This window comes from Kitasatospora herbaricolor, from assembly GCF_030813695.1.
GTDB lineage: Bacteria > Actinomycetota > Actinomycetes > Streptomycetales > Streptomycetaceae > Kitasatospora > Kitasatospora herbaricolor.
In genome coordinates, this window is the sequence record NZ_JAUSVA010000002.1 from 7,783,116 (window position 1) to 7,795,835 (window position 12,720).

The window sequence follows — 12,720 nt, forward strand, 5'->3', positions numbered from 1 at the left end:
TCACCCGGCGGGGTCGCACCGGAGAACCCGCGGCCGGGCCGGGCGGTGCTGCCGCGGTCAGGACCCCGCGATCAGTGCTCCCGCGGTCAGTGCTCCCAGGGCCGTTGCTCGCCGGGGTGGACCTCGGCGGCGAAGTCGTCGGCGAGCGCGGCGATCACGGCCCGGCCCTCGATCTCCTTCAGCCAGTGCGCCGGGAGCAGTACGTCGCCGTAGTGGGCGCCCAGCAGGTTGCCGCAGATCGAGCCGGTGGAGTCGCTGTCGCCGGAGTGGTTGACGGCGGTCAGGAACGCCGACTCGATCGGGGTGCGGTTCTTCCAGCGGTCGGTGCGGGCCAGGGCCGCGTACACGGCGATGGCCAGGGCCTCCTCGGCGATCCAGCCGCCGCCGAGGCTCTCCACCGCCAGGGGGGAGGCCGGCCCGCCGCGGGCGAGGTCGACGGCCCTGCGCAGGGCGCCGGTGGTCTCCTCGTGGCCGGGGTAGCGGGCGAGAAGTTCCATGCTCCTGAGGACGGCTGACTCCAGCCCCTCCCCGGTCAGCAGGTGGCTGATCATCGCGGCGAAGGCGCCGGCCGCGTAGTAGCCGGTCGGGTGGCCGTGGGTGATCTGCGCGCAGCGGGCGGCGAGTTCGAAGGAGGCCGTCGGGCCCTCGTCGGTGAAACCGAAGGGGGCCGAGCGCATCACCGTGCCGCACCCCTTCGAGTCCGGGTTGACCGGCCCCGGCCTGCCGTCGATCGCGCTTCGCGCGTCCGGGACGTGGTTCTGGCGCAGGCCGGAGCGGCAGGCCAGCCCGGGCGCGCGCCGGGCGTACAGCCAGCGTTCCTCCCGCAGCCGGCCGCTCCGGTGCCGGAGGTCGTACCGGGGCGGCGGATCCTCGTGGTCCTGGGTCTCCTGCCAGCGCAGGTACGCCTGCTGCACCAGGACGACCTCCGCCCCGCCGATGCCCCTGGACATGGCCCGGGCGTAGCCGCGCAGCCGGCCCTCGGCGGTGAAGAGGGTCATCTGGGTGTCGTCGCTGATCCGGCCGGTCACGCCGTCGCGGTCGGGCACCAGCCCGGTGATGCCGGTCTCCCCGTACCGGGCCTCGATCCCCGGCATGGCGAGCCCTTCGACCGGGAAGCCGAGGGCGTCCCCGATCGCCCCGCCGAGCAGGCAGCCGCGGACCCGGGCGCGGTAGGCCGTCAGCTGGTCCCAGGGCAGGTACTGCACGGTCATCCCCCTTTGACGATCGATCAGTGGCCATGGTAGGCGGCAGCCCGGACGGGCCCGGCCGGGTGCTCAGCGCACCTCTGCCGCCCGGGCCTGCCGGCGGTAGCCGTCCAGGACGTCCTGGCGCAGCAGGGCGCCGAAGCCCGCCGACTCCAGTCGCAGGCCGAGCTGCGCCTCGTCGATGCCGAGGTCGGCCGCCGTCCGGGCCAGGTGCCAGTCGTGCCCGGCCAGCCGGTCGAGCAGGTGGCCGCGGCGGACCTGCTTCTCGGACAGCCGGAAGGTCTTCAGGTAGGCCGTCCGCCCGGCCTCGTCGGTGATGGTCTCGCCGATGTGGTTCTCCTCCCGCCGGCGGAAGCCGGGCAGGAAGCGGCTGAGCGTGAAGGGGCCGAGCCGGCGGACGGTGCGGAAGGTGTAGGCCGGGCCGAGCAGGCCGGCCGCCATGGTGGAGTCGTGGAACCCGGCCCACTCCTCCTCCTGGCCCCGGGCCGCCGCCCGCAGGTCGGCGACCGAGCGGATGCCGGTGCCCGCGATCCGGGCGCGGAAGTCGGGCAGCGGCGGCATCAGGGTGGCGTAGTGGTGGACCTGTTCGCCGTAGAGGTCCTGGACGAGGGTGGGGTGCAGGGCCCGGTAGTCCTCGGGGTGCGGGACGGCGAAGGCCGCGGCCAGCGCGTCCCCTAGGTACAGCAGCAGGCCGCACTGCCCGGGGTGGATCTCGAACAGCCGTAGCGCGTCCCCCAGGCCGCGGACCCGCGCGCCCGTCCAGGCCTCCTCGGCGCGGGGGGAGAGGCCCTGCCGGACGGCCCGCTGCGACCATTCCTCCCAGAGCACCGACGGGCCGCCGAAGTGCAGGCTGAGGTACCCCTCCAGGGCGAGGTGCTGGGGCAGGAAGCGCACCCGGGCGCGGCCCTCGCGCTTGGCGAGCCGGTGGTGGAACCGCAGCGGGACGCTCGTGGGCGGCCGTTCGGCCGGGCCGCCGTCGGTGAGGTGGGTCCCGTAGGTGGCCACCGGGGTGCCGTCGCCGGTCCGGTCGGCGACGAAGGCGTGCGGGAGGTAGGAGTGGTAGGTGGTGCGCGGGTCGACCTGGACGACGCCGTGCTCCTCGCCCAGCGCGCGCCGGTGCAGGCGCAGGCCGGCGACCGGCTGGTCCCGCAGCAGCGGGACCAGCCGGACGGCGCCCCAGAGCTGGGAGGGCCCGGTCCGCAGGCCGGTGAGGTCCAGCGCGGTCGTCACCTGGGGGTTCATCGGGCGTCCTCGGGGACGGGCCGGGGGAGCGGCTCCTGGGCGGGTGCGGGTGCGGGTGCGGGTGCGGGTGCGGGGGTGGGGACGGTCGGGCCGGCGGGCGGGGCCGCGTCCAGGAAGGCGCGGGTCCGCTCGTCCAGGTAGGCGGTCAGCTCGGGCAGGCCGGTGCGCCCCTCGGCGAAGCGGGCCAGCCCGACCAGGGTGGGCAGGTCCTCCGCGTCGCGCAGGCCGGCCGTGGGCACGGTCGGGGCCAGCCGGCGGACGTCGAAGTCATCGGCGTCGTAGACCGGGTTCAGGTGGACGATGCTGGTCCGGCCCGCGGGGTCGAGCCGGGTGCGCCAGATCCGCAGCACTTCGGCGGCGAGGCCCGGCGGCGCGTTGTCCCAGCCGTCGGAGACGATCAGCAGGCGGTCGGGCGCGGTGTCCAGCGCGTCCACGATCCGCAGACCGAGCGGGGTCGGCCCGAGCGGGTGGACGAGCAGGACGTCGGTGCGGCCGGAGGTCCACAGCGGGGTGTACTCGGCGGCGAGCGCCTCCAGCAGGAAGTGGCAGGCCAGCGCGGCCGTCAGCGGGCGGCGGCGCTTCTGGCCGGAGCCGGTGGCGGAGAAGCTGTCGTCCAGCACGGCGGCGACCCGCCCCCAGCTGCCCCGGTGGGGGCCGGCGGCCCGCCGGGCGGCGGTGCGCAGGGCCTCGGTGAGTTCGGTCCGGCGCCGCACCCGGTCGGCCGTCGCCAGGCCGAGGACGTAGCCGGCGAGCCGGGTCAGCGGCATCCGGCCGAGGTCGGCCCGGACGGCCTCGGCCCCGTGCCGCCGGCCGGACTCCTGGAGGCGCAGCTGCTCCCGCCGGGTCATCCGCGGCGCGATCTTCTCCAGGTAGGCGCCGCGGGTGATGCCGTGCTTGGCGGCGAAGCCCTCGGCGACGCTGTGGGGCAGTTCGTAGAGGGCGGACTGCTGGTAGTGGGCGCGGCGCCAGCTGTCCAGCAGCGGGGTCGCGAACGCGCGCTGCCGGGCCGGCCGGAACAGGAAGTCGCCGAGCTCCTCGCCGGGCGGGGCGAGGTGGGTGTGCCGCAGGGCGAGCTTGAGCCCGGCGCGGTACTTGACCGCGTCCAGGGCGGGGTCGGGCCGGGCGGCGAGCCAGTCGCGGAGGATCGCCCGGGTGCGCCGGTTGTTGACCTTGGCCCGGCGCAGGTCGCGGATCAGCCGGTAGACCCGCTGCGGCGGGAGCAGGGCGAGCCGGCGCGCGATCAGTCGGCCCTCCGAGCGGCGCTGCGCGGCGGTGGCCTCGCCGGCGGTGGCCAGCAGGCCCCGGACGATCAGGGCGGCGTTGTGGTCGTTGACGTCCAGGGCGAGCACCGCCGCGTACAGGTCGCGGTAGTTGCCGAGGATGTAGGAGTGCAGGAAGTCCAGCGAGAGGCGCTGCTCGCCGGCCTCGGAGTGGAATTCGCGCTGCCCGGTCGCGGTGATCGCGGCGTTCACGAAGAGCAGGACGTCGTCGGCGGCGACGAGGTCGCCGAAGGATTCCTCGGTGGCCATCGGTGACCGTCCCCCTGTTTCGGTGCGGAGGCCGGCCGGGGAATGGGGGCGCGAACTGCGAACTATTGCGTTGCAAGGCATATTCCGGAAGTCGCGCCGGAGTCCCGCGGCCGGCCCGGCGACCCTAGCAGAGGGCCTGACCTGGCGTCCGGCCATTTTCGGGGCATGCCATTCGTAGGTTCCTCCAATGCGGAACGGCGGCGCCGGGCGGGGGCTTGTGCGGATCTTCAGGAATGACGTGTGAACTGGCGTTCGTACGGGGTATCGGCAACTATTGACGGTTGGGTGCGGGGCGCCCGAGTGCGCTCGGCCGGCCGGCCCTTACCGCACCCGAGGTGTACCCTCCCAAAGCCAGAGAGCCTTCTTCATGCGCTTCTTGAACCCCCAGACCGGCAGCTACGACGACCGCAATTCGGTGCCGTACGACCTCACGTACGACGACGTGTTCATGGTCCCCAGCCGCTCCGCCGTGGGCTCCCGGCAGGGTGTCGACCTGTCCTCGAACGACGGGACGGGCACCACCATCCCGCTGGTCGTCGCCAACATGACCGCCATCGCCGGGCGCCGGATGGCCGAGACGGTGGCCCGCCGCGGCGGGCTGGTCGCGATCCCGCAGGACATCCCGACCGAGGTCATCGCCGACGTCATCGGCTGGGTCAAGCAGCGCCACCTGGTGCACGACACCGCGATCACCCTGGAGCCCGGCGCGACCGTGGCCGACGCGCTCTCCCTGTTGCCCAAGCGCGCCCACAACGCGCTGGTCGTGGTCGAGGACGGCAAGCCGGTCGGCGTGGTCACCGACTCCGACTGCCACGGCGTGGACCGCTTCACCAGCCTGAGCGAGGTCATGTCCCGTGATCTGCTGCTGCTGGAGGACGGCATCGACCCCCGCGCCGCGTTCGAGAAGCTCAACGAGGGCCACCGCAAGCTCGCCCCCGTGGTCGACGCGGACGGCCGCCTGGTCGGCATCCTGACCCGCAAGAACGCCCTGCGCGCCACCCTCTACACCCCGGCCGTGGACGCCGCCGGCAGGCTCCGGGTGGCCGCCACCGTCGGTATCAACGGCGATGTCGCGGGCAAGGCCAAGGCCCTGATCGAGGCCGGCGCCGACGTGCTGATCGTCGACACCGCGCACGGCCACCAGGAGTCGATGATCAGCGCGCTGCGCGCGGTCCGCGGGCTGGACCCGCAGATCCCGATCGTGGCCGGCAACGTGGTCTCCGCCGCGGGCGTCCGCGACCTGGTGGAGGCCGGCGCGGACATCCTCAAGGTCGGTGTCGGCCCCGGCGCCATGTGCACCACCCGGATGATGACCGGCGTGGGCCGGCCGCAGTTCTCCGCCGTGCTGGAGTGCGCCGCCGAGGCCCGCCGCCTGGGCAAGCACGTCTGGGCGGACGGCGGTGTCCGCCACCCGCGTGACGTGGCGATGGCGCTGGCCGCCGGCGCCTCCAACGTGATGGTCGGTTCCTGGTTCGCCGGTACCTACGAGTCGCCCGGCGACCTGCAGACCACCGCGGACGGCCGCCAGTACAAGGAGAGCTTCGGGATGGCCTCGGCGCGCGCCGTGCGCAACCGGACCTCGGAGGAGTCGGCCTACGACCGCGCCCGCAAGGCGCTCTTCGAGGAGGGCATCTCCACCTCGCGGATGTTCCTCGACCCGGCCCGTCCGGGCGTCGAGGACCTGATCGACTCGATCGTCGCGGGCGTGCGCAGCTCCTGCACCTACGCGGGCGCCAACAGCCTGGAGGAGTTCCACCAGAAGGCCGTGGTCGGCATCCAGAGCGCGGCCGGCTACGCCGAGGGCAAGCCGCTGCACTCCAGCTGGGCCTGATCCTCCGCGACCGGACGGCCCGGCCCCCGGCAGGCGGACGGGCCGTCCGGGGCGGGCGGAACGTTCAACCGGCCGGCCGGCTCCCCACGGCGGGGGGCCGGCCGGCCCGCGTCCGCCCGTCGAGCGGGGTGAGCAGCGCCCGGCAGACCATCCCCACCGAGCCGTCCAGCGCGGAGCTCACCGCCGCGTAGGCGAACGGCACCGGCCGCAGCTCCCAGAGCGCCAGCACGCTCGCCCAGGCGGCCTCGCGGGCCCGGTCGATGCTCCAGACGCCGATCACGTGCAGCAGCGGGTCGGCGAGCGGCAGCTCGTCCGGGCCGGGCAGCAGCGAGTCCCGGACCTCGTCCTCCACCTGCGCCAGCAGGTCGTTGATCCGCCGGTAGTCGGCGGCCAGCTCGGCCGGCCGGCGGCCGAGCGCGCGGCAGGTGTCCAGGACGGCGAGCGGGAGGTCGTGCTCGATGTGGGCGTTCATCCCGGCCAACGCGAACTGCAGCGGGTGGATCCCCGGGTGCCCGCGCAGCTCGAAGAGCGGCCGCCAGCAGGCGGGCGGGCGGGTACCGGCGGCGGCCGCGTCGACCGCCCGCAGGTAGCGGCCGGCGAACAGGGCGTCGAGGGCGGCCATGGCCGCCGGGTCCTCGAAGTACCCGGCCGTCAGGCGGTCGCGGACCAGCTCGGTGACGGTCAGGTACATGCGGTTGAAGACGGCGACGCCGTCCGTGGCGGGGAGCACGTCCCGCAGGGCCCGCATCCGGTCGACGGCCTGGTCGACCGTCAGGGAGTCACTGATCGTCACGGCGGGCGTCCTCTCACGGCGGACCGGGCGGATCGTCCGATGATAGGCCGCAGGGCGGCGGTGGCGGCCCCGCCGCGCGGAATCCGCCCCCGGGCGAGGGCGGGCGGCTCACACCGCGGCGGTCCGCCCCCGGCGGGCCAGCGCCTTGCCGAGCTCCCACAGCGCCAGGAAGACCACCGCCGCGAGCAGCGCCCACCCGAACTGGCGGAGGTTGATCTCCGCCGTGCCGAGGATCCGCCGGAACCCGTCCAGCTGCGTCACCAGCACGGCGAGCAGGAACTCCGACAGCGCCGCCAGGTTCATCTGCTTGCTGTCGAAGGTCGTCGTCCGCAGCGCCGACTCCGTCTCGCTGCGGCACTCGAACGCTGCCACGATCAGGCAGAGGGCGAAGGCGGTGAACGCCATCGAACTGCCGACGTGCACGCTGCCGAAGTGGTTCTCGCCGAGTTTGATCAGCGCCAGCAGCAGGACGGTCAGCGCCAGGCCGGCCAGGCCGACGGTGGTCAGCAGCGGCCGGGTCAGCACCGACTCGCCGCGCGGCCGCGGCGTGCGCCGCATCAGTCCCGGGCTCTCCTGGTCGAAGCCGAGCGCGAAGCCGAACGGGGCGTTCACCACGAAGTGGATCCAGAGCACCTGCGGCGGCGGGAAGGGCTCCCCGGCGGCGATGTTGAAGAGCGTGGCGCCGAGGAAGGTCAGCACGAAGGTGACCAGCAGCAGCAGGACGAACCGGACGTACTTGGTGAGGTTGTCGTAGAGCTTGCGGCCCTCCTTCACCGCGAACACGATGGTGGCGAAGTTGTCGTCGGAGAGGATCATCCGGGCGGCGTTCTTCGCCACGTCGGTACCGCTGCCCATGGCGATGCCGATGTCGGCGGCCTTGATGGCCGGTGCGTCGTTGACGCCGTCCCCGGTCATCGCCACCACCTCGCCGTTCTTCTTCAGCGTGTCGGCGAGCAGCACCTTGTGCTCCGGCGCGACCCGCCCCACCACCCCGATGCCCTCGATCCGCGCCCGCTGCTCCTGCTCCGGCCAGGCGGCGAAGTCGGCGCCCAGCACGGCCTCGCCGGGGATCCCGAGCTGCCGGGCGATCGCGGCGCCGGTGGTGACGTCGTCACCGGTGACCATCCGCACCCTGATGTGGGCGTCCTGGGCACTGGCCACGGCGGCCTTGGACTCGGCCCGGGGCGGGTCGACCATGCCCACCAGGCCGGTCATCCGCAGCCCGGTGACCAGGGCGAGCAGGTCGCCCTCCGGGTCGAAGTCGGCGGGATCGAGGTCGCGGGCGGCCGCCGCCATCACCCGGCGGCCCTCGCCGCCCATCCGCTCCACCTGCTCCTGGGCCCGACGGCTCAGCTCGCCCTCCCAGGGGACGGTCTCGCCGGCCGCCAGCGCGCTGACGGCGCGGGACATGACGGCGGGCGCCGCGCCCTTGACGAAGCAGCGCACCACCGGACGGCCCGCGTCGTCCTTCGCGGAGTGGAAGGTGGCCATCAGCTTGTAGCCCGGGTCGAACGGCAGGGTGGCGAGCCGCGGCATCCGCCCGCGGGTGCCCTCCACGTCCAGCCCGGCCTTGTGGCCCAGCACGAGCAGCGCGCCCTCGGTCGGGTCGCCGACCACCGTGCCGTCGACCAGGGTGGCGTCGCCGGCCACCAGGAAGGGCAGGATGCTGTCCTCGATGCCCGCGGCGGAGCCCGCCGCGTGGTGGATCCGCCCGTCCAGGCCGTAGCCGGTGCCCGAGACGGTGTACCGGTCGGTCGGGCTGATCACCTCCACCACCGTCACCTGGTTCATCGTCAGGGTGCCGGTCTTGTCGGAGTTGATCGCCGAGGTGAAGCCCAGCGTCTCCACCGACGGCAGTTCCTTGACGATCGCGTTCCGCTCGGCCAGGTTGAGGCTGCCCACCGAGAGGATCACCTGGGTCACGGTCGGCAGCGCCTCCGGGATCGCCGCGATGGCCAGCGAGACCGCCGCGATGAACAGCGTGTCCCAGGCCTGGCCGCGGCTGCGGCCCAGGGCGAACATCACGATCATCGTCAGGCCGGCCGCGCCCGCGATCCACAGGGTCAGGTTGTTCAGCTCCCGGGTGAGCGGCGACTCCTCCTTCGCGGTGGCGGACAGCATGCCGGAGATCCGGCCGAGTTCGGTGTCCGCGCCGGTGCCGGTGACGATCAGCACCCCGCTGCCGTGGGTGACCGGGGTGTTCATGAACGCCATGTCCGTCTGGTCGCCCGGCCCGAGCTTCGCGCCGGGCGGCACCGCGGTGTCCTTGCCGGCGGGGGTGCTCTCGCCGGTCAGCGCCGACTCGTCGATCTGCAGGGCACTGGCCCGGACGATCCGCCCGTCGGCCGGCACCTGGTCCCCGGCCGTGACCAGCACGACGTCGCCCGGTACCAGCTCCTCGGCCGGGATCTCCGACTCGGCGCCGTCGCGGCGGACCCGGGCGGTGTTCTTCATCATCGACTTCAGCGCGTTCATCGCGCTGGCGGCCTTGCCCTCCTGCCGCAGGCCGACCACCGCGTTCAGCAGGGTCAGCGCGACCAGCAGGATCGCGGTGCTCCACTGCGCGATGGCGAACGACACCACGGCCGCCGCCACCAGGATGATCTGCATGTAGCTGCGGTACTGGTCCAGGAAGCGCAGCAGCGCCGGCCGGGGCTGCTCCTCGGGCAGGGCGTTGGGGCCGTGGGCCGCCCGCCGCTCGGCCACCCGGGCGCCCGTGAGGCCGGTCTCCGGGTCGACCCCCAGCAGGTGCGCGACGTCCTCGGGGGAGCGTGCGTACCAGTCCGGCCGCTCGCCCTGCTGCGGCCCGGTCGGGCCTGCTTCGACTGCCATCTCCGCTGTCTCCGTTCCCCAGGTTTCCCTGCCGCCGCCCGCCCGCCGATCCCGCTCCGTCCGCCACCGCCGTCCCCCGCCCGCCGATCGCCCCCGCGCACCGCCCCCGACGTCAGCCCAGGTCGTGCCGGGCCGCGTACGGGTCGGCGGGCGCGCCCTTCGGGGCCTCCTTCTTCAGCCGGCGCTTGGCGGCCAGCAGGTCCTGGCGCGCCTCCTCGTCGACCACCGGGTACCGGGGGTCGATCTCGATCAGGGTGTGGGCGAGCACGGCCGCCGCGCAGATGCGCGCGAACCACTTCCGGTCCGCCGGCACCACGTACCAGGGCGCCCACGGGGTGCTGGTGGCCGAGAGCATCTCGGAGAAGGCCTCCTGGTAGTCGTCCCAGTACTTGCGCTCGCGGACGTCGGCGCCGGAGAACTTCCAGTTCTTCTCCGGGAGGTCGATCCGCTTCAGGAACCGGGTGCGCTGCTCCTCCTTGGAGAGGTTCAGGAAGACCTTCACCACCTTGAAGCCGTTGTCGGTGAGGTGGCGCTCCCAGTCGTTGATCTCCCGGTAGCGGCGGTCCCAGAGGGCGGACCCGTGGGCGGCGTCCGGGATCCGCTGACGGTCCAGCACCTCCGGGTGCACCCGCACCACGAGGACCTCCTCGTAGTGCGAGCGGTTGAAGATCGCGATGTCCCCGCGGGCCGGCAGCCGGCGCGCGTACCGCCAGAGGTAGTCGTGGTCGAGCTCCTCGGTGGAGGGCACCTTGAAGCTGCTGACGTGCACCCCCTGCGGATTCACCCCGCTCATGACGTGCCGGATGGTGCCGTCCTTGCCCCCGGCGTCCATCGCCTGAAGGCAGAACAGGACGCCGTAGGTGTCCTGGGCGGCCAGCCGGGCCTGGTACTCGGCCAGCAGCTCCACGCCGCTCTCCAGCAGCCGGACGCCGTCCCGCTTCTTCATCCCGGCCTTGTAGCGGGGGTCGAAGTCGCTCAGGTCCACCCGGGAGCCGGGTTCCACCCGCAGCGGCTCGATGAACTTCGCGATCCGCCGGGCCTGTTTGCCTGCCATCCGGGACCAGCCTTCCTGACGTGCGCGGGCGGGGCCGCCGCAGCCCTCGCAGCCGTTCGTGCCCGGTGCGGCCGCAGCCGTTCGTGCCCGGGGCGGCCGGGCTCCGCCACGGGCCGCCCGTCGTGCGGCGGAGCCCCTTGCCCGGGTCTGGATCCGAGCCTGCGGGCCCGGGCCCGGCCCCGCAACTCGGCCCGCGGGGCCCGGCGTCGCGCGCCCGGCGGGAACGGTCGGACAGCCCCTAGCCCGCTTCATCGTCGCCCGCCCCGCTCCAGGCGCGGTACGCGGCCACCGCCGCGGGCAGCGTGGGGAAGATCCGGTCCGCGCCGATCGACCGGGTCAGCCCGTACGCGTCCAGTTCCGCCCGCAGGTCCTGCTTGACCCGGGCCAGGGCGAACACGCAGCCGCCGGCCACCAGTTCGTCCCGCAGCGCCTCCAGCGAGTCCAGCGCCGTGATGTCCACCTCGACGTTGGCCTCGGTGTTGAGGACGAACCAGCGCACCGGGCCGGGCTGTTCGGCCAGCACCGCCAGCGCCCGCCGGCGGAAGTCCTCGGCGTTGGCGAAGAACAGCGGCGAGTCGTAGCGGTAGATCACCAGCCCGGGGACGGTCCGGGCCTCGGGGTAGTCGTCGATGTCGTGCATGCCCGCCACCCCCGGCACCAGGCCCAGCACCGCGTCGTGCGGCCGGGCCACCCGGGTCAGCAGCTCGGCCACCGACAGGCCCACGGCCACCAGCACCCCGTAGAGGATGTCCAGCGCCAGCACGCCGATCAGGCAGCCGACGGCCAGCAGCAGCTCCCGGCGCCGGAACGAGGAGAGCCGCCGGAACCCGGCGATGTCGATCATCCGGACGGCGGCGTAGACGACCAGGCACCCCAGCACGGCCGACGGTGTGAGGGCGAGCGCCGGCCCGAGGAACAGCAGCACGCCGACCACCAGGACGCCCGCGGTGAGCCCGTACGCCTGGGTGTGCCCGCCGGCCGACTTCGCCAGCGTGGTCCGGCTGGCGCTGCTGCTCACCGGGAAGCCGTGGAACATCCCGGCGCCGAGGTTGACCACGCCCAGCGCCAGCAGCTCCTGGTTGGCGTCCAGGCGCTCGCCGCTGCCCCGGGACTCGAAGGCCCGGGCCGTCAGGATCACGTCGGTGTAACCCACCAGGAGCACGCCGAGCGCGGGCAGCACCAGCTCCCGGAAGTCGTCCAGGGACGGGAAGGACGGCCGGGGGAGCCCGGTCGGGATGTCCCCGATCACCGCGATGCCCCGCGACTCCAGGTCGAACAGCGCGACCACCAGGGTGCCCAGGACCAGCGCGAGCAGCGTGACCGGGACCCCGCGCGGCAGGACCGCGGCCGCAAGGAAGAGGAAGAGCAGGGTCGCCGCGCTGAGCAGCACGGTCGGGGCGTCGGCCTCGGAGAGGTTCCGGAAGAAGGAGATCAGCTGCGGGAAGAAGCCCGAGCCCTCGGTCTCGACCCCGGTGATCTTCGTCAGCTGGTCCACCGCCATGATCAGGGCGACGCCGGCCAGGTAGCCGATCAGGACGGGCTGGGAGAGCAGGTCGGCGACGAACCCCAGCCGGGCGATCCGGGCCAGCAGGAACAGCAGCCCGACCACGACGGCGAGCGCCGCGGTGAGGACGGCGTAGCGGTCCGGGTTCCCCGCGGCCAGCGGTCCCACCACCCCGGCCGTCATCAGCGCGGTGGTCGACTCCGGGCCGACCGACAGCAGCCGGGACGAGCCGAGGAAGGCGTAGACGGCGAGCGCGGGCAGGATCGCCCAGAGCCCGGCGACCGGTTGCAGCCCCGCGACGCTGGCGTACGCCATCACCTGGGGCACCAGGTAGGCCGCGACGGTGACGCCGGCCAGCAGGTCCCCGCGCAGCCAGCCGCGCCGGTAGGAGCGGAGCACACCGAGGCCCGGGACGAATCCGGCGACGCGGTGCCGGAATCCGCCGTCCGGGTCGGTGGACTGGGGCATCGGTCTCCTTCCGCAGGGCCGACGGCAGCCGGATCCGGGGCGCCCGGCCGGCGGCGGGACCGGGCCGGCGGCGGGGCGTGGGGCGGTGCGGGGGCGTCGGCTCCCATCGTCCGGGCCGCCGCCGGCCCCCGCCAGAGGTCTCGCCCGAAAGGGTGAACGGCGGGGTGGGCGGGGCCCGGGCCGGCCCCCCGGGCCCCGGGGGTCGGGGGCCGCCCTGGCCGTCCGGTGGGCGCGGGGACCGATCGGCGGGCTCCTGGCCCGG

The 12,720-nt window shown here is 74.2% G+C and carries 8 protein-coding genes; 1 reads left to right on the top strand and 7 read right to left on the bottom strand.

Annotated features, from left to right (window positions below; genetic code table 11):
• Positions 1-86: 86 nt before the first annotated feature.
• The 3 genes from J2S46_RS33845 to J2S46_RS33855 form a co-directional block, all read right to left on the bottom strand.
• Entirely contained in the window at positions 87-1,211 is a 1,125-nt protein-coding gene (locus tag J2S46_RS33845; RefSeq protein WP_191290176.1) for an ADP-ribosylglycohydrolase family protein, read from the bottom strand.
• Between the two features lie 63 nt (positions 1,212-1,274).
• Complete coding sequence (locus J2S46_RS33850; protein WP_191290177.1) at positions 1,275-2,447, bottom strand: ARPP-2 domain-containing protein; 1,173 nt, start codon at positions 2,445-2,447, stop codon at positions 1,275-1,277.
• Positions 2,444-3,976: a hypothetical protein gene (locus J2S46_RS33855; RefSeq protein WP_229912736.1), complete on the bottom strand. Its 1,533-nt coding sequence runs from the start codon at positions 3,974-3,976 to the stop codon at positions 2,444-2,446. The genes J2S46_RS33850 and J2S46_RS33855 overlap by 4 nt, the downstream gene beginning before the upstream one ends.
• Positions 3,977-4,343: 367 nt before the next feature.
• Between J2S46_RS33855 and J2S46_RS33860 the strand changes: the two genes are divergently transcribed.
• Positions 4,344-5,807, top strand: a complete 1,464-nt coding sequence (locus J2S46_RS33860; protein WP_191290178.1) for a GuaB1 family IMP dehydrogenase-related protein — start codon at positions 4,344-4,346, stop codon at positions 5,805-5,807.
• A 64-nt stretch (positions 5,808-5,871) separates the two neighbouring features.
• Here J2S46_RS33860 and J2S46_RS33865 read toward each other — a convergent pair whose 3' ends face one another.
• The 4 genes from J2S46_RS33865 to sulP form a co-directional block, all read right to left on the bottom strand.
• A complete protein-coding gene (locus tag J2S46_RS33865) occupies positions 5,872-6,600 on the bottom strand; it encodes a DUF5995 family protein (protein ID WP_268255692.1) in 729 nt (242 codons plus the stop codon).
• Between the two features lie 108 nt (positions 6,601-6,708).
• Positions 6,709-9,432: a cation-translocating P-type ATPase gene (locus tag J2S46_RS33870; RefSeq protein WP_191290179.1), complete on the bottom strand. Its 2,724-nt coding sequence runs from the start codon at positions 9,430-9,432 to the stop codon at positions 6,709-6,711.
• Between the two features lie 112 nt (positions 9,433-9,544).
• Entirely contained in the window at positions 9,545-10,486 is a 942-nt protein-coding gene (locus tag J2S46_RS33875; RefSeq protein WP_191290180.1) for a polyphosphate kinase 2 family protein, read from the bottom strand.
• A 238-nt stretch (positions 10,487-10,724) separates the two neighbouring features.
• The gene (sulP, locus tag J2S46_RS33880; protein ID WP_191290181.1) at positions 10,725-12,458 is read right to left on the bottom strand and encodes a sulfate permease; all 1,734 of its coding nucleotides are present in this window, start codon (positions 12,456-12,458) and stop codon (positions 10,725-10,727) included.
• Positions 12,459-12,720 lie beyond the last annotated feature (262 nt).